The organism is Mesorhizobium sp. B3-1-6 (assembly GCF_006439555.1).
Taxonomy (GTDB): Bacteria; Pseudomonadota; Alphaproteobacteria; order Rhizobiales; family Rhizobiaceae; genus Mesorhizobium.
Genome location: NZ_VFTM01000014.1, coordinates 65,987 through 82,657 on the forward strand (window position 1 = coordinate 65,987; position 16,671 = coordinate 82,657).

Genomic DNA, 16,671 nt, shown 5'->3' on the forward strand with positions numbered 1-16,671 from the left:
CCCCAACAAACGGCAGGCAGGACCCATGACCACACATTCGCGCGGCGTTTCGGCAACCATCGACCCGGTGAAGCTCGACAGGCTGGCGGAAGTCGCCATCAAGGTCGGGCTGCAGCTGCAGCCCGGACAGGATCTGGTGCTGACCTCGTCGATCGCGGCGCTGCCGCTGACCCGCCGCATCGTCGAGCACGCCTACAAGGCCGGCGCCGGGCTGGTGACGCCGATCTTCAACGACGACGAGATCACGCTGGCGCGTTTCCGCTACGGCGCCGACGCCGGCTTCGACCGCGCCGCCGGCTGGCTATATGAAGGCATGGCGAAGGCCTTCTCGAACAATGCGGCGCGGCTCGCCGTGCGCGGCGAAGATCCGTCGCTGCTCTCGTCGCAAGATCCGGCCAAGGTGGCGCGCGCCAACAAGGCGAACTCGATGGCCTACCAGCCGGCGCTGGAAAAAATCACCGGCTTCGACATCAACTGGAACATCGTCGCCTATCCCGACCTTGCCTGGGCAAAGCAGGTTTTTCCGGGCGAGGCGGACGACGTCACGGTGGTGAAGCTCGCCGACGCCATCTTCTCGGCCTCGCGGGTCGACGTCGAGGACCCGATCGGCAACTGGAAGGCACACAACGCCGCCTTGGCCGAACGCACGAAATGGCTGAACGGGCATAATTTCCACGCGCTGCATTTCACCGGTCCAGGCACCGACCTGACCGTCGGGCTGGCGGATGGCCATGAATGGATGGGCGGCGCCTCGACGGCGAAGAACGGCGTCACCTGCAACCCGAACATCCCGACCGAGGAAGTCTTCACCACGCCGCATGCAAGGCGCGTCGAGGGCCATGTCTCCTCGACCAAGCCGCTCTCCTATCAGGGCACGCTGATCGACGAGATTTCCGTGCGCTTCGAGGGCGGGCGGATCGTCGAGGCCAAGGCCTCGAAGGGCGAGGACGTCTTGAAGAAGGTGCTCGACACCGACGAGGGCGCGCGCCGCCTCGGCGAAGTGGCGCTGGTGCCGCATTCCTCGCCGATTTCGAAGAGCGGGCTGTTGTTCTTCAACACGCTGTTCGACGAAAACGCCGCCTGCCACATCGCGCTCGGGCAGTGCTATTCGAAGTGCTTCGTCGACGGCGCTTCGCTCAGCCAGGACGAGATCGCCGAGCGCGGCGGCAACAAGAGCTTCATCCATATCGACTGGATGATCGGCTCCGACAAGATCGACATTGACGGCGTCGCCAAGGACGGCGGCCGCGTGCCGGTGATGCGCAAGGGCGAGTGGGCGTAAGAGGTCTCTCGCTCATTGGAGGTATGATGGCCTTCGACATAGCGGTGAAGCGCGTCTACGAGCCGCCGGCGAAAGCCGACGGCCAGCGGGTGCTCGTCGACCGAATCTGGCCGCGTGGCGTCAGCAAGAAGGACGCCGAACTGACGCTATGGCTGAAGGAGATCGCGCCGAGCGACGCGCTGCGCAAATGGTTCGGGCACGAGCCGGAGCGCTGGGCAGAGTTCCAGAAGCGGTATCGAGCTGAGCTCGACGCGAATGGCGACGCGGTGGCAGAGCTGCGTGCGCTACTCGGCAGGGGCAAGGTGACGCTGCTCTACGGCGCGCATGACGAGGCACATAACAACGCGATGGCGCTGGCGGGATATTTGCGAGGGGCGTGAGAGGATCTCTGCGCTACCTATCGGCGATTGACGAAAGCCGACGCGACGTCATATCTCCCCCCTTGCGGGGGAGATGCCCGGCAGGGCAGAGGGGGATGCTGTCCCTCAAACCCCTCAATAATCAAACCGCTTACCCGAGGCAGGTTCGCGTCGCCACGTTGGCCAACGCCGCGTTCCTTCACACCCCCCTCTGGCCTGCCGGCCATCTCCCCCGCAAGGGGGGAGATTGGCAGCTTCGGCGTCCGGCCCCTATTTCACCGCCTCCTCATAGACCTCCGGCTTGAACCCTACCAAAACCCGCTCCCCGACCTCCAGTACCGGGCGCTTGATCATCGTCGGCTTGGCGAGCATCAGCTTCTTCGCCTTCTTCTCGTCCAGCCCGGCCTTGTCCGCCTCCGTCAGCTCACGAAAAGTGGTGCTGCCCTTGTTGAGCAGCTTTTCCCAGCCGACCCTGCCGACCCAGCCGTTCAGCCTTTCCGCCTCGATCCCTTCGGCGCGGTAGTCATGGAAGCGATACGGCACGTCATGGCTCTCCAGCCAGGCGCGCGCCTTCCTGATCGTCTCGCAGGTGGTGATGCCGTACATAGTGATGGGCAAGGCAGGCCTCGGTGGGTTTGCGAATCTGAGTGAATCCTAGGCCCGCAGCAGCAGCTTTGCCAGCGCTTCACGACGGCTCGTTCTTGGCTCTTGCCAACACTAAGGTTTTTTCCTAAGTATTATTCGCAACGCCAGGACCGAGAGCCAATGATGAGCCTCGATACCGCCAGCCAGAGCCCGCCGCCCATCGACGGCATTTTTCGCGCGCTTGCCGATCCGACGCGCCGGGGTGTCGTGGAGCGGCTGAACAGAAGCCCAGCCTCGGTCAGCGAACTGGCGGAGCCGTTCGAGATGGCCCTGCCCTCCTTCGTCGAGCATCTCAAGGTGCTGGAGGGCTGCGGACTGGTGCAGTCGCAAAAGACCGGCCGCGTCAGAACCTACAGTCTTTTGCCCGAGCCGCTGAAGCTTGCGGAAAACTGGCTCGTCGAACAGCGCGCGCTGTGGGAGCGCCGCCTCGACCAGTTCGACGCTTATGTGATGAGCCTCAAGGAGAGTGAAAAGTGAGCTATCCGTTCAAGCCGAACCCGAAACTGGACCTGACGCTGGAGCGCTTTCTCGATGCGCCACGCGAATTGCTGTGGCGCGCCTGGACGATGCCGGAGCACGTCAAGCAGTGGTTCACGCCAAAACCGTGGGTCATCACCGATTGCGAGATCGACTTCAGACCGGGCGGCCTGTTCCGCACGCGCATCCAGTCGCCCGACGGCAAGGAGGTGAGCGACCGCCATTGCTGCTATCTCGAGATCGTGCCGAACGAACGCTTGGTGTGGACCGACGCGCTGCTGCCGGGCTACCGGCCGTCGGGCAAGCCGTTCATCACCGCGGTCATTACCCTGACACCGGAAGGCAAGGGCACGCGCTACACCGCCACCGCCATCCACCGCGACGAGGCGACGCGCAACAGCCACGAGGAGATGGGTTTCTTCGACGGCTGGGGCGCGGTGGCCGACCAGCTGGCTCAGTATGTGAAGACGATTTGAGAAGCCGGCATGGCGACCGGAATATCTGCCCGGTCGCCATCCCTGATTTCAAATTTGCAAGCGAAAGGAAGCAAAAAGCCTCAGCGCATCGGCCTCAATAGTAAAAACGCTCTTCGCTGATCTTGCCGTTCTTGACCGTGTAGAGGCCGACCTCGTCCATTTTGACACGTTCGCCGGTGGATTTGGGCGTAATGTCGAAGCTGAAGCGCAAGGCGAACTGGTCGCCATTGACATAGGGACCCTCGACCGAGCCGCCATGGACCTCGTGGTTCGCTTCCCACCACTCGCCCTTCTGCTTGACGGCTTCCTTGCCGTTGCACACGGCCATCGGGCCTTCCATGGCTTCGTAACTTACGATGTCGTCGGCATTGTATTTCGCGGCGGCGCTATGGCTGTCGCCCTGCTTGAGGAGTTCGGTGAAGTCCTTGGCAATTTCGGCAGTGGTCATGGGATCCTCCCGGTTTGGACCAGACATCAAGTAGGTATCGATCGTTCGCCCGCCACGGCTCGGTCGCTTCGCAGGTGACAATTCCTGTCAGCATGGCGAGGCCTGCGCGCTGACGCTAAAGACGATTTGAGATGCTCACATGACAGCATGCGCGTCATCCTGACCGTTCAATTGCCAGCGTCTGATGACCTGATAGCGGTCCTGACGCAGGAAGCTGTGTATCAGCACGAACTCGCGCACGGTCCAACCAATCGGCTCAATTGGCCGCTCATTGACTTTCGGAACACGCACTTTGTCACGCAGCAATGTGACGTGCGGCTCGATCGACTTCCCGACAAGCGGCTTAAACGGGCTGTCGGATAGCACAGCGGCGAGCGCTCGCCAGAAGGCCTGCAATGCGGGAACGCCGTCACTGCCGCGCAGAACGAGAGCGCCGCCACCAAAGGCCGACAGACGGTCAAACGACACATCAAAGGCTTGAGCTCGGACGAGAGAGCCTGCCGAGCAAGCGGCGTCGACCAGAGATCTTGGCAATCCATCGTGATCGCCGAGCATGACAAGCGAAATATGCAGATGCCTGGTTCGAATGAGCTTTCCGCCGAGCCCTAACTCCCGCTGCCAAGTCACGGCTCGTGAGGCCAGCATACGAGCAATCATCTCTTCGAGAAGGATGGCGAAGAACAGTCGGTCGTTGGGCTCCTGACTGGGCTCGTCCCAACGAAAAAAAGCCTGCCCATTCCTGCCGATCCCGAACCACGGTTGTTCGTTCATGGCTGATCCCTTTCGGATATCGTCCAAAGGATCAGATTAGAACAAATCAGGAACAAACTACAAGGGAGAATAACACCCGCGCTCGATCGCCAGCCGCCGTACCAGCGCCAGCACGGTGTCGATGGTAGGCGTCGGCTGGCCGGTCAGGCGCCCGAGCTCCTGCACGGCGGTAACCAGCGCGTCGATCTCCATCGGGCGGCCGCGTTCGAGATCCTGCAGCATCGAGGTCTTGTGCTCGCCGACATCGCCTGCGCCCTTGATGCGCCGGTCGACGGGGATGAGGAAACGCACGCCGAGGCTCTCGCCGATCGCCTGCGCCTCCAGCATCATGGCGCGGGCGACGGCGCGGGTGGATTCGTCTGCAACGATGGCCGCAAGCGTGCTGCCGGTCAGCGCCGAGATCGGGTTGAAGGAAAGATTGCCCCAAAGCTTCACCCAAATCTCCGAGCGGATGTCCTCGCGCACCGGCGCCTGCAGCCCGGCCTTGACCATTTCGCGGGCAAGCGCGGTGGCTCGCTCGCTCTTCTCGCCCGACGGTTCGCCCAGCGAAAAGCGCGCGCCCTCGACATGGCGGATCAGGCCGGGCGCGTCGACCTCGACGGCGGGATAGACGACCGAGCCGATGACCCGCTCCGGCCCGATGCGATCCCAGATCGCACCGCCAGGATCGACCGCGTCGAGCCGCGAGCCTTCGAGCGCGCCGCCGGCCTTGTGGAAATACCACCAGGGCACGCCGTTCTGCATGGTGACGACGGCTGTCCCCTCGCCCAGCAGCCGCGCGATCTGATCGAGCGCCGGCGCCAGCGAATGCGCCTTCAGCGCCAGCACGACATAGTCCTGCACGCCGAGTTCCTCGGCACGTGCCGCCGCCCTGACCCGCGCCACCGTTTCCTTGCCGTCCTCGATCAGGCGAAGGCCGTTGGCCTCGATCGCCTCCAGATGCGCGCCGCGCGCCACGATCGACAGATCGACCGAGCCGGCGATCGCGAGCTTCGCGGCGAGATAGCCACCGATGGCGCCGGCGCCGAAGACAGTGATGCGCATCAGCCGAGACCGAGCTTGGCCGCCAGCCCAATGCGCTGCAGCTTGCCGGTCGCGCCCTTCGGGATCTCGTCGAGGATCAGCACCTTGCGCGGCACCTTGAAATCGGCGAGCCGCGTCGAGGCAAAGCCGCGAATGTCTGCCTCGCTGGCGCTCTGGCCTTCGCGAAGCACGACAGCGGATGCTACCTCTTCACCCAGCTTGTCATGCGGCATGGCGAAGGTGACGACCTGCGCCACCGCCGGATGGTCCATCAGCACTTCGTCGACCTCGAGCGGCGAAATCTTTTCGCCACCGCGATTGATGATTTCCTTCAGCCGGCCGGTGACGCGCAGGTAGCTGTCCTCGTCGAGCACGCCCTGGTCGCCGGTGTGGAACCAGCCATGAGCGAAGGCGCTGGCGTTGGCGTCCGGGTTCTTCTCATAGCCGGCGGTGACGTTGGGGCCGCGAATGACGATCTCGCCGATCTCGCCGGGTTTGAGCAGCCGCCCGTCCTGCGCCATGACGGCGATTTCCGGTCCCGCCGACGCGCCGACGCTGCCGGGCTTGCGCAGTCCGGGCGGCAGGCGGTTGGACGCCATCTGGTGCGCGGCCTCGGTCATGCCGTAGGCCTCGACCACCGGGCAGCCGAAGGTGGATTCGAGCTCGGCCATCACTTGCGCCGGGAGCGAAGCCGACGACGAGCGGATGAAGCGCAGCTTCGCCTCGGCGAGTTGCTCGGGGTTGCGGGCGGCGCGCGGCAGGATCGCCTGGTGCATGGTGGGCACGGCGGTGTACCAGCTGGGCTTGGCTTCGGAGAGCCACTGGAAGAAACGCAGCGCGTTGAAACCCGGCGTGCAGAAAACGCTGCCGCCGGCGGCGAGCGAGGAAAGCACCGCGGCGATCAGGCCATGGATGTGAAACAACGGCATGATGTTGAGGCAGCGGTCGGCTGGCGTCAGGCCGAGCGTCGCGCCGATATGCGTTGCCGACGCCGCGAGATTGGCGTGGCTGAGCGGCACCAGTTTCGGACGCGACGTGGTGCCGGAGGTATGCAGAAGGAGCGCGACATCGCCGTCGGCGGCCAGGCCCGAGGCGACCGGCGGCCCGGCGGGATCGCCCTCGATCGTGAACACGCCGGACGGCGCGCCTTGCGGCGCCGCCAGCCGCAGCACCGGGATGCCGAGGCGCCCGGCGACTTCGACCGAAGGGCCCTGCTCGTCCCTGCCGACGAGGATCGCCTTGACGCCGATGTCGCTCAGATAGAAATCGAGCTCGTCGGCGCGGTAGGCCGGATTGAGCGGCGCGGTGGACGCGGCCGCAGCAACGGCGATGAAAGCCGTCGCCATTTCCGGACCGTTCGGCAGCACGATGGCGACACGGTCGCCGCGGCCGATGCCCAGCGCGTTGAGCCCCGCCACGGTATCGCCGATCAGGCGGCGCAGTCCGCCATGCGAAAGGGCCGTCCGTTCGGGCGCGGCGATGGCCGGCGCGTCGTCGGCGCCAGGCGCAAGGCGATGGGCGAGATCGGTGGCGTTTTCGCTGTTTGTCATGGTTCCAGACTATGTTTCGAACGATCGGCCGATGTCCAGCGCTGCTCAATATCCGAGCGCCAGGCCGTCCTTGCGCGGATCGGACGCGCCGGTCAGCGTGCCCTTTTCCCAATCGATCAGCACCGCCTGCCCGCCGCCCAGCGGATGACCGGGCTCGACCACCTTGTGACCAAGCCGGCGGAGGCCTTCGATCGTCTCGGTGCGCACGCTTCGCTCGGCCTCGACGACGTCGTGGTTGTAGAACACCCGCGCGGCATCGATCGCCTGCTGCGGGTCCATGCCGAAGTCGATCATGTTTGTCAGCACATGGACATGGCCGAAGGGCTGATAGCCGCCGCCCATCACGCCGAAGGGCATCATGGCGCGGCCGTTCCTCGTCATCATGCCCGGCATGATCGTGTGCATCGGCCGCTTGCCCGGCGCGATTGCGTTCGGGTGCTTCGGATCGAGGCGGAAGCTGGAACCGCGGTTCTGCAGCACGACGCCGGTCTTCGGGCCGACGACGCCGCTGCCGAAGGAATAATAGGTCGAGTTGATGAAGCTGACCGCATTGCGGTCGCGGTCGACGACGCTGATATAGACCGTGTCGCTGCCCGGCAGGTCGAGACGCGGCAGATCGGTCATGGCGCGCTCGGGATCGATCGCGGCGCGCAGGCGATCGGCATAGGCGCCGGAAAGCAGCGCCTTGACCGGCACGTCGACATGATCTTGATCGGCGAAAAACGCATCGCGGTCCTGGTAGGCGAGCCGGCCCGCCTCGATCTCGAGGTGCAGGCGCGCGGCGCCGTCCGGATCGAGCTTGCCCAGATCAAAGCCCGAGAGCAGGTTAAGCATCAGAAGCGCTGTGAGGCCCTGATTGTTGGGCGGCATCTGGTGGATGTCGTAGCCGCGATAGGAGGTGCTGACCGGGGTCCGGTAATCGCCCTTGGTGGCGGCGAAATCGTCGAGCGTATGCAGGCCGCCGAGCGCGCGAAGCCGCCCGACCAGATCGTCCGCGACCGCACCCTCGTAGAAACCGGCGCGGCCTTTCCTGGCGATGACGCGCAGCGTCTCAGCCAGCTCCGGCTGGCGATGGACGTCACCCGCCTTCGGCGGCTTGCCGCCCGGCAGGAAGATGCGCGTCGCGACCTCGTCGGCCGACAGGTCGGTCTCGGGATCCTCCCAGTCGAAGGCGACGCGGTCGTGCACGACATAGCCTTCTTCCGCGTAACGAATGGCCGGAGCGAGCGCGTCGGCCAAACCCTTGCGGCCGTGATCCTCCAACAAGCGGCACCAGGCGTCGATGGCGCCGGGAACGGTGACCGCGTGCGGGCCTTGTTTCGGCAGTTCGCTGAATCCCTTGTCCCGGTACCAGTCGACCGTCGCGGCGGCGGGTGCGCGGCCCGAGCCATTGAAGGCAAGCACGTTCCCGTCGCCCTTCGGGCAATAGAGGACAAAGCAGTCGCCGCCGATGCCGGTCGATTGCGGCTCGACCACGGCCTGCACCGCGGCCGCGCAGACCGCGGCGTCCATGGCGTTGCCGCCGGAGCGCAGCATGTCGATTGCCGCAAGCGTGGCGAGCGGATGCGAGGTCGCGGCCATGGCCCCGGTGGCGCGAACCGGCGAGCGGCCTGGAAACTGGAAGTCACGCATGCGGTTCTGGGTATCCCTGTATCAACGTCGGCGGCCGAAAAGCTGGGCAGCGGACAACAAGACGATCGATAGCCCGATCAGGCAAGTCGAAATGGCGGCGATCGTCGGATCGATCTGGTCGCGCAGCGCATTGAACATGCGGCGCGTCAGCGTCGTGGTCTCGCCGCCGGAGATGAACAGCGACACCACCACCTCGTCGAAGGAGGTGATGAAGGCAAACAGCGCACCGGAGACGATCGAGAAGCGTATCTGCGGCATCGTCACCTGAAAGAAGGCAGAGAAGCGGCCGGCGCCGAGGCTGCGCGCGACCATCTCCTGGTTCATGTCGTAGGAGCGCAGGCCCGAAAGGACTGTCAACACGACCAGCGGCAGCGCCTGCACCGTGTGCGCGATGACGAGGCCGGTCAGCGTGTTGTTGAGGCCTATGCGGGCATAGAGAAAGAATGTGCCGATGCCGATCAGGATGACCGGGATGATCAGCGAGGCGGTGAGCAGCGCGTTGATGGCGCCGGTCAGCCGCAGCGTGCGGGCGTTGATGGCGTAGGCCGCGGCGGTGCCGAGCAGGGTTGCGACGACCGCCGTCATTAACGCCACTTTGACCGACACGATGGTGGCGTCGCGCCATTCGACGGAGCCGAAATAGCTCTCATACCAGCGCAGCGACCATTCCTGCGGCGGGAACTGCAAGAGCGTCGAACCGGAGAAGGACATGATGACGATGATCACCGACGGCGCGATCAGGAACAGCATGACAAGCCCGCCGAGCGCGTAGAGCCAGAGGCGTTGCCGATGCGAGATGGGCAGGGCGTTCTCCATGCTCATCGCTCACTCCAGACCCCGGTGGCGCGGGCGCCGAGCAGCCACTGGAAGAGGCCGAGCAGCGCCAGCGTGACGCCAAGCAGCACGACGCCGAGCGCGGCGCCCGCGCCCCAGTTGGAATAGAGGCTGGTGGTCTGTTCCATGCGCATCGCCCACATGATCACCTTGCCGCCGCCCATTAGCGCCGGGGTGACGAAGAAGCCGAGGCACAGCACGAAGATGATGACCACGCCCGAGGCGAGACCGGGCAGCGACAGCGGCAGGAAAATCTGCCGGAAAGTGGCGGCCGGGCTGGCGCCGAGATTCATGCCGGCGCGCAGGCAGTCGGTGTCGATGCTCTTCATCGACGCGTAGAGCGGCAGGACCAGGAAGGGCAGCATGATGTGGGTCATGCCGATGACCACGCCGGCGAAATTGTTGGCGAGCGGCAGCGGCTGGGAGACAACGCCGAGGTCGATCAGCCAGCTGTTGACCAGGCCCTTGCGCTGCAGGATGACCAGCCAGGCATAGGTGCGCACCAGCACCGAGGTCCAGAACGGCAGGATGACGAAGACCAGGCAGACCCCGGCGGCGCGGCGCGGCAGCTGCGACAGCATATAGGCCAGCGGATAACCGAACAGCACGCAGGCGCCGGTGACGACGAAGGCCACCTTGAAGGTGGTGACGAAGGTCTTGATGTAGGAGGCCTGCTCGAAGAAGCGCGCGTAATTGGCGGCGCTGAGTTGGCCGGCTTCGTCGAACAGCGACAGCCAGAACAGCCAGCCGATCGGCACGATGATGACGGCGAAGACCAGAAGCAGCCCGGGCGACAGAAGCGCGAGCAGGCCACGCGCCTCCCGGCGCGCGTCGGCGTTGAGCGCATCGGCATTGAGCGCGCGATGAGACCTGCCGACATGATCGAAACCGGCGGATGCGAGGCTCATTGATCGGCCACCAGAACGACGTCCTGCGCGTCGATGCCGAGCGTGATCGGCTCGCCCGGCGCCGGCAGTTTCGCCAGCACGTCGGAACGGCAATAGTCGCGCAACGTCACCTGTCGCCCATCCCTGAGCGTCGCGTAGCAGACGAAGCTGTCGCCCTGATAGATGACGTCGCCGACAATTGCCGGCAGCGCATTGACGTCGCCTGCAGGTTCGCCGGCGATCACGCGCAGCTTTTCCGGCCGCACCACCATCAGGTGCCGGCCCGAGGACGGCATCGGATCCTTCATGCGCAGCTTGCTCCCCTCATGCCAGACGCCGCCATTGCGGCATTCGACCGGAATGAAGCTGGATTCGCCGATGAAGCCGGCGACGAATTTTGTCTTCGGCCTGGCGTAAAGGGCTTCGGGCTGGTCGATCTGCTCGATGCGCCCGGCATTCATGACGGCGACGCGGTCCGACATGGTGATCGCCTCGCGCTGGTCGTGCGTGACGTAGACCGTCGTCATGCCGAGCCTTCGATGCAGGTTGCGCAGCTCGATCTGCATATGCTCGCGCAGGCTCTTGTCGAGCGCCGAGAGCGGCTCGTCCATCAGCACGATGCGCGGCTCGAAGACAATGGCGCGGGCCAAGGCCACACGTTGCCGCTGGCCGCCGGAGAGCTGGTCGACGCGGCGCTCGCCGAGGCCTTTCATCTGCACAAGGTCCAGCGCCCTCTCGACACGCTCGGCCGTTTCGGCCGTCGACACGCGTCGCTGCTTTAGCGGAAAGGCGATGTTGTGGAAGACGTTCATATGCGGGAACAGCGCATAGTTCTGGAACACCATGCCGATGTTGCGCTTGTGCGGCGGCATGGTGATGATCTCCTCGCCACCGACCTTGATGGAGCCGGCATTGGCCCGGACGAAACCGGCCAGGATCATCAGCAGCGTCGTCTTTCCCGAACCGGACGGCCCGAGCAGCGTCAGGAACTCGCCGGCGGCGACATCGAGGCCGAGGTTATGCAGCACGGACACGCCGCCGAAGCGCTTCTCGATACCGCTGATACCGATGGGAAGCGCGGTCTGCGCGAGAGACAAGAGCATCTCCTTCAACTCCGGATCATTTTTCGCGAAACGATACGGAGCGGCGTCTCGCCGACGCCGCTCCAACAGGATCGCTATTGCTGGATCAGGTTGTTGAACTTCTCGGTCGCCTCGACGAGGGTGTCGCGCCAGAAGGCTGGATCCTGCAGCACCTGCTTCTTGACGTTCTCGGGCGCGGAATTGATGTCCTTGATGCGCTCCGGCGGGATTTTGCCGGTCTCGAAGGCCTTCTCGTTGGCGGGGCCATTGTCGACATAGAGGGGCAAATTGGCCTGCAACTCGGGGCTGACGAACTTGGCCAGCGCCTTCATCGCGATGTCCTTGTTCTTCGAGCCCTTCGGGATGACCATGCAGTCGGCGGTGAGCACGCCCTGGTCGAAGGAGAAGCTCACGGGCGCGCCTTCCTTCTTCAAGGTGCCGGCGCGGCCGTTCCAGATGCTGGCCATGTCGACCTCGCCGTCCTTGACGAGTTGCATGGCCTGCGCGCCGGATGTCCACCAGGCATCGATGTGGCCGCGGATCTTGTCCACCGACTGCAGCGCGCCGTCGATGTCGACGGGATAGACCTTGTCGATCGGAATGCCCTTGGCGAGTGCCGCAACGCTCAGCGTTTCGGTCGACTGGCTGCCGGAAAGCGCGCGGCGGCCGGGGAATTTTTCGACGTCCCAGAAATCGGCCCAGGTCTTCGGGCCTTTGTCGCCGAAGACATCGGTGCGGTAGATCAGCACAACGGAGGTGTAGGAGATGCCGACCCAGTCGTCGTGGACAAGCTTCGGGTTGATACCGCTCTTGTCTATGACGTTGTAGTCGAGTTTTTCGAACAGACCTTCCTTGGAGCCGCGCGCGCATTCGTCGGCGCCAAGCTCGGTGATGTCCCATTTGACGGCATTGCCGGTGACCTGCAGGCGCACGTCGTCGAGGCCGTTGGTGGTGTCCTGCTTGATGGTGATGCCGAGTTCCTTGGCCGTCGGATCGAAGAAGGCCTTGGCCTGCGCTTCCTGGTAGGTGCCGCCCCATGAGGCGACGGTGATGGTGTCGGCGGCCGAGGCCGGAACGGCGACTATGGCCAGCAGGCCGGCGACGGCCATGCCGTGAATACAAAGTCTCTTCGTCATTTTCGCTTCTCCAACCGGTGTTCCCGTTATCGTTGATTTGGTATGCGAATTTGTATACAATTTTGAGTGTATTTTTTCGGAGGCCGATGTCAACTCGGGTTTTCGCGTTTTTTGGTTGCGGTAGAGGACGACCGTTCCGCGGGGGGCAATTGCCTCCGGCGAAATGCTCCTGTTCAAGCCTGCCCTAAAACGAACTAAGCTCGCGAATCCGTGACGCAACGTTGGAGACGGAACGCTTGAAGGAGAGAAAGAACACGCTGCGCGACTCGGTGTTCGAGGCGCTGAAGGCGTTGATCATCACTGGCCAGATCCCGCCGGGCGGCCGCGTGACGGAAAATGAGATCGCCGAGCGCCTGAAGGTTAGCCGCACGCCGGTGCGCGAGGCCTTCAACCGGCTGGAGCGCGACGGGCTGGTGATCGGGCGCCCGCGCCAGGGCTATGTGGTGGCAGAGTTCAATCTCACCATGTTCCGCGAGGCTTTCGACATCCGCGAACTGCTCGACGGGCGCGCAACCGAACTGGCGGCAGCCAACGCGACCGCCGCCGACAAGGCGAAACTGCGCGACATGCTCGCCGAATGCGAACGGCTGGCGGCGATCCCGGACCGCAGCACCAGGGAGAAATTCGAGGAGCTGCAGGTCGGCATCGATCTGCACCGGGTGATCGCGGAGATCAGCGGCAACGAAATGCTGCACGGCATGCTTTGCGGCATCCTCGACAAATGCCAGCAATATGTCTGGACAGAGCTTCTGTGGCTGGACGAATGGAAGCTCACCCGCGAGGAACATGCCGGCATCGTCGACGCGATCTGCGCCGGCGATGTCACGCTGGCCGGCGAGCGCGCCCGTTCGCATGTGCGCGGCTCGCGCGAGAACATCCTGCGCCTGCTGCAGGCCAAGTCCGATTATCAGGGATTCTTCGCCAAGGCGTCTTGAACCAACGCTATCGCATCAATTGGAAAGCATGGGACAGTTGGCGCCGCGCCGCAGGCTGACATGCGCCACGTCGCCGACGCTGAATTGTGAACCGTCGGCACGGCGCGGGGCATCGATGACGATCGCGGTCCCCTCACCCAGTTCGGCATGCAGGCGCAGCGTGCGGCCATGGAAGACGACGCCGCTCACCCGTGCCGGCGCGGTTCCCTCGGCGGCTTCACCGGCAGCCAGAAGATCCTCCGGCCGCACGCCGATGGTGCGCGTGTCGCCGACAGCCGGCGTCTCGCCGCTGTCGGATGTAGCCTCCAGCGGCAACTCACCTGCGGCGAAGCGCAGCCGCTCGCCGTCGCGTCCGACGAAATGCGACTGTAAGAGGTTCATCGTGCCGATGAAGGAAGCAACGAAGCGCGTCGCCGGCCGGTCGTAGAGCGTCGCCGGCGCAGCAGTCTGCTCGATGCGGCCCTTGTTCATGACGACGATGCGGTCCGAAATCGACAACGCCTCGGTCTGATCGTGGGTGACCATGACGAAGGTGGTGCCGAGCCGCGACTGCAGCCGCTTCAATTCGACCTGCATCTGCTCGCGCAGATGCGCGTCGAGCGCCGACAGCGGCTCGTCGAGCAGCAGCACGCGCGGCTCGCAGACGATGGCGCGGGCCAAAGCGACGCGTTGGCGCTGGCCGCCGGAAAGCTCCGAGACGCGGGCACGCAGTTTGTCGGCGAGGCCGACCATGTCGAGCGCCTCGCGGACCCGTTTGGCCTGCTCGGCTCCGGTGAGTTTGCGCAGCGACAGGCCGAAGCCGACATTGGCCGCGACGTCCATATGCGGGAACAGCGCATAGTCCTGGAAGACGGTGTTGACCGGACGCGCGAAGGGGCGCAGCGCCGTGATGTCGCGACCTTCGAGCAGGACCTTGCCGCCGGTCGGACTTTCGAAGCCGGCGATGACGCGCAGGCTCGTCGTCTTGCCGCAGCCGGACGGACCGAGCAAGGTCAGGAACTCACCGGCGGCGATATCCAGATCGACGGCATCGAGGCCGACCACGCCACCCGGAAAGACTTTCGAGACTTTCTGCAGCCGAACCAATGGTTCTCGCAATTCCGGACGGAAAACCGCTTCACACTTTTCCTGGAATTGCTCTGAGGCATCAGGCGCCATCGCGCACCTCTGACGGTTTTGTCGTGTTGACCCACAGGATCTGGCAGCACTCGGCGCCAGGGTTGCGGAAGGCATGCAGCAGCGTGCTCTTGAAGGCAAAACTGTCGCCGGCTTTCAGCACATAGGTCGTGGCGTCCACCACCAGTTCGACCTCGCCCGCCATCACGAAGCCGAATTCATGGCCGGCATGGGCATAGGCTTCCGCCGTGCCGCCGCCGGCCTCGACCGTGACCAGCATGCCGGTGAGCGTCGCGGCAGGCGGCGACAGCAGCGCCTTGGCGATGCCCTCGGACTTCACCGGGATCTGCCGCCGCTTGTCGGCGCGCACGCAATAGAGATCGTTGACCGCTTCATTGCCGTCGGCGATCAGCGCCGAAGGCTCGATGTCGAGCGCGGCGGCGAGCGGCCAGATCACCTTGACGCGCAGCGAGGACATGCCGCGCTCGATCTGGCTGAGCGCGCCGATTGAGATGCCGGCCTTGGCCGCGAGCTCGGCCAGCGACAGCTTGCGCTCGAGCCTGAGCGCCCGGACGCGCCGGCCGACGCGGATATCGGCATCGTCTTTCGGCTTCGCCGCCGCTTCGTCGAGAATGTCCATGCAATGGTCCTCGTTGCAGTCAATTAGGCCGGCAATTGACCAAGCCGGCCTCATTATTAAGTTTCTTATCCTGCCGGACGCTGGCACTGCCCCTCATCGCCCTGCCGGGCACTTCTCCCCGTATAGTGACGGGGAGAAGGAACTGGCCGCAACGCTGGCGCCAGTCCTGCGACGAGGTGATTGGCGAAACCACCGGCGACAGCGCCCCTCTCCCCGTCACTATACGGGGAGAGGATGCCGGCAGGCAGGTGAGGGGCAGCGCAAAACTTCGGCAATTAATCGCTCAGCCCCCGGCCTTCACCTTCTCGAACATCTTGGCCATATCGTCATTCTGCTTCATCGGACCGGTGAAGATGGTGCTCTTCAGCATCACGTCCGGATCCGCTGGCAGTTGCAGCTTGTCGAGTTCCTCCTTCGACACGCCGGCGAAGGCGGTCGAGAGCGAGCTGCCATAGCCGTAGGACTGGATCAGGAACTTGCCCGAGTCGGCGTCGAGCCGGCTGTTGATGAAGTCATAGGCGAGATCGACGTTCTTGGCCTCCTTGAGCATGACGAAGCCGCAGGCCCAGGTCAGCATGCCTTCCTTCGGCTTCATGAATTCGACAGGCACGCCCTGCTTCTTCAGCGAGGTGGCCGAGGCATTCCAGGTCATGGCGGCGACCAGCTGGCCGCTCGCCAAAGCCTGCTCGACCGAGGTCATGTCGGTGGTGTAGCTCGACAGCAGCGGCCGTTGCTCGCGCAGCTTTTCGGCCACCTTGTCCATCTGGGCCGGCGTCATGTCGAAGGGGTTCACGCCGGCCAGAAGAGCCGCAACGATCGGCGTGTCGTGCACGGCGTCGATGGTCGCCATGCGGCCGGCATATTGCTTGTCCCACAGAAGGTTCCAGCTCGCCTCGGGATTTTTTACCAGGTCGGTGCGGTAGAGGATCGAGGTGTTGCCCCAGTCCCACGGCACCATCCAGACCTTGCCGTCGCCGGCCTGCAGGTCGGGCAGGTTCTTGAACACCGGGAAGATCGAATCCCAGTTCTTGATGCGCTTGGTGTCGATCGGCTGCAGCAGGCCTTCCTTGTTCCAGCGCGCTACCTTGTCGTAGCAGGGGTGAGCGATGTCGGGGCGGAAGCCGGCCTTGACCTTGGTGAAGGCATCGTCGTCGTCGCCGAAGATCGAGGCCTCGACACCGTCGGGATGCGCGGCAAGGAAGCTCTTGTTGAAGTCGGGCAGCTCATAGCCCGACCAGGTGAAATATTGCAGCTTGTCGGCGGCAAGAGCGACCGTCGACGACAGCGCGAGCGCCAGCGCGGCAAGGCCCGCCCGGGCTTTGTGTGCGGTGATCGATTTCAGGTGGAATGTCATTTTCGTTCTCCTCTTCTTGTTGTG

At 64.4% G+C, this 16,671-nt stretch carries 18 protein-coding genes; 5 read left to right on the forward strand and 13 right to left on the reverse strand.

The genetic code is table 11. The annotated features are described in order from the left end of the window. Window positions 1-25: 25 nt before the first annotated feature. Window positions 26-1,282 (forward strand): aminopeptidase, encoded by a 1,257-nt coding sequence (locus FJ414_RS14590; protein WP_140645075.1) that lies wholly within the window; start codon window positions 26-28, stop codon window positions 1,280-1,282. Window positions 1,283-1,308: 26 nt separating this feature from the next. Further along, window positions 1,309-1,662 (forward strand): DUF488 domain-containing protein, encoded by a 354-nt coding sequence (locus tag FJ414_RS14595; protein WP_140645076.1) that lies wholly within the window; start codon window positions 1,309-1,311, stop codon window positions 1,660-1,662. Window positions 1,663-1,911: 249 nt separating this feature from the next. Here the strand turns inward: FJ414_RS14595 and FJ414_RS14600 are convergent, their stop codons facing one another. Further along, window positions 1,912-2,259, reverse strand: coding sequence for an ArsC family reductase (locus tag FJ414_RS14600; protein ID WP_140645077.1), 348 nt, complete (start codon window positions 2,257-2,259; stop codon window positions 1,912-1,914). 150 nt (window positions 2,260-2,409) lie between these two features. Between FJ414_RS14600 and FJ414_RS14605 the strand changes: the two genes are divergently transcribed. Both FJ414_RS14605 and FJ414_RS14610 read left to right on the forward strand, forming a co-directional pair. Next, window positions 2,410-2,763, forward strand: coding sequence for a metalloregulator ArsR/SmtB family transcription factor (locus FJ414_RS14605; protein WP_140645078.1), 354 nt, complete (start codon window positions 2,410-2,412; stop codon window positions 2,761-2,763). Beyond that, window positions 2,760-3,239, forward strand: a complete 480-nt coding sequence (locus FJ414_RS14610; RefSeq protein WP_140645079.1) for an SRPBCC family protein — start codon at window positions 2,760-2,762, stop codon at window positions 3,237-3,239. Before FJ414_RS14605 ends, FJ414_RS14610 begins: the two co-directional genes overlap by 4 nt. Before the next feature lie 94 nt (window positions 3,240-3,333). On the opposite strand, the gene FJ414_RS14615 is transcribed toward FJ414_RS14610, so the two are convergent. The 9 genes from FJ414_RS14615 to FJ414_RS14655 all read right to left on the reverse strand — a co-directional run bounded on the left by FJ414_RS14615 (window position 3,334) and on the right by FJ414_RS14655 (window position 12,602). Continuing rightward, window positions 3,334-3,687, reverse strand: a complete 354-nt coding sequence (locus tag FJ414_RS14615) for a nuclear transport factor 2 family protein (protein ID WP_140645080.1) — start codon at window positions 3,685-3,687, stop codon at window positions 3,334-3,336. 135 nt (window positions 3,688-3,822) lie between these two features. Then, entirely contained in the window at window positions 3,823-4,458 is a 636-nt protein-coding gene (locus tag FJ414_RS14620; protein WP_140645081.1) for a 2'-5' RNA ligase family protein, read from the reverse strand. A 57-nt stretch (window positions 4,459-4,515) separates the two neighbouring features. Continuing rightward, window positions 4,516-5,502 carry a 2-dehydropantoate 2-reductase gene (locus tag FJ414_RS14625; protein WP_140645082.1) on the reverse strand — a complete coding sequence of 329 codons (987 nt, stop codon included), beginning with the start codon at window positions 5,500-5,502 and terminating at the stop codon, window positions 4,516-4,518. Further along, window positions 5,502-7,031 (reverse strand): acyl--CoA ligase, encoded by a 1,530-nt coding sequence (locus FJ414_RS14630; protein WP_140645083.1) that lies wholly within the window; start codon window positions 7,029-7,031, stop codon window positions 5,502-5,504. The genes FJ414_RS14625 and FJ414_RS14630 overlap by 1 nt, the downstream gene beginning before the upstream one ends. A 45-nt stretch (window positions 7,032-7,076) precedes the next feature. Continuing rightward, window positions 7,077-8,663 (reverse strand): gamma-glutamyltransferase, encoded by a 1,587-nt coding sequence (gene ggt, locus FJ414_RS14635; RefSeq protein ID WP_140645084.1) that lies wholly within the window; start codon window positions 8,661-8,663, stop codon window positions 7,077-7,079. 21 nt (window positions 8,664-8,684) lie between these two features. Next, entirely contained in the window at window positions 8,685-9,485 is an 801-nt protein-coding gene (locus FJ414_RS14640; protein WP_140645085.1) for an ABC transporter permease, read from the reverse strand. Continuing rightward, on the reverse strand, window positions 9,482-10,405 hold the full coding sequence (locus tag FJ414_RS14645; RefSeq protein ID WP_140645086.1) for an ABC transporter permease: 924 nt from the start codon (window positions 10,403-10,405) through the stop codon (window positions 9,482-9,484). The genes FJ414_RS14640 and FJ414_RS14645 overlap by 4 nt, the downstream gene beginning before the upstream one ends. Next, entirely contained in the window at window positions 10,402-11,481 is a 1,080-nt protein-coding gene (locus FJ414_RS14650) for an ABC transporter ATP-binding protein (protein WP_140645087.1), read from the reverse strand. Before FJ414_RS14650 ends, FJ414_RS14645 begins: the two co-directional genes overlap by 4 nt. A gap of 80 nt (window positions 11,482-11,561) precedes the next feature. Then, the gene (locus FJ414_RS14655; protein ID WP_140645088.1) at window positions 11,562-12,602 is read right to left on the reverse strand and encodes an ABC transporter substrate-binding protein; all 1,041 of its coding nucleotides are present in this window, start codon (window positions 12,600-12,602) and stop codon (window positions 11,562-11,564) included. A 236-nt stretch (window positions 12,603-12,838) separates the two neighbouring features. Between FJ414_RS14655 and FJ414_RS14660 the strand changes: the two genes are divergently transcribed. Next, window positions 12,839-13,537, forward strand: coding sequence for a GntR family transcriptional regulator (locus FJ414_RS14660; protein WP_181167006.1), 699 nt, complete (start codon window positions 12,839-12,841; stop codon window positions 13,535-13,537). 15 nt (window positions 13,538-13,552) lie between these two features. Here FJ414_RS14660 and FJ414_RS14665 read toward each other — a convergent pair whose 3' ends face one another. From FJ414_RS14665 to FJ414_RS14680, 3 genes are all read right to left on the reverse strand, one after another. Then, complete coding sequence (locus FJ414_RS14665) at window positions 13,553-14,623, reverse strand: ABC transporter ATP-binding protein (protein ID WP_246672397.1); 1,071 nt, start codon at window positions 14,621-14,623, stop codon at window positions 13,553-13,555. A 61-nt stretch (window positions 14,624-14,684) separates the two neighbouring features. After that, window positions 14,685-15,293: a cupin domain-containing protein gene (locus FJ414_RS14670; protein WP_140645091.1), complete on the reverse strand. Its 609-nt coding sequence runs from the start codon at window positions 15,291-15,293 to the stop codon at window positions 14,685-14,687. Window positions 15,294-15,576: 283 nt separating this feature from the next. Further along, entirely contained in the window at window positions 15,577-16,647 is a 1,071-nt protein-coding gene (locus tag FJ414_RS14680; RefSeq protein ID WP_140645092.1) for an ABC transporter substrate-binding protein, read from the reverse strand. Window positions 16,648-16,671 lie beyond the last annotated feature (24 nt).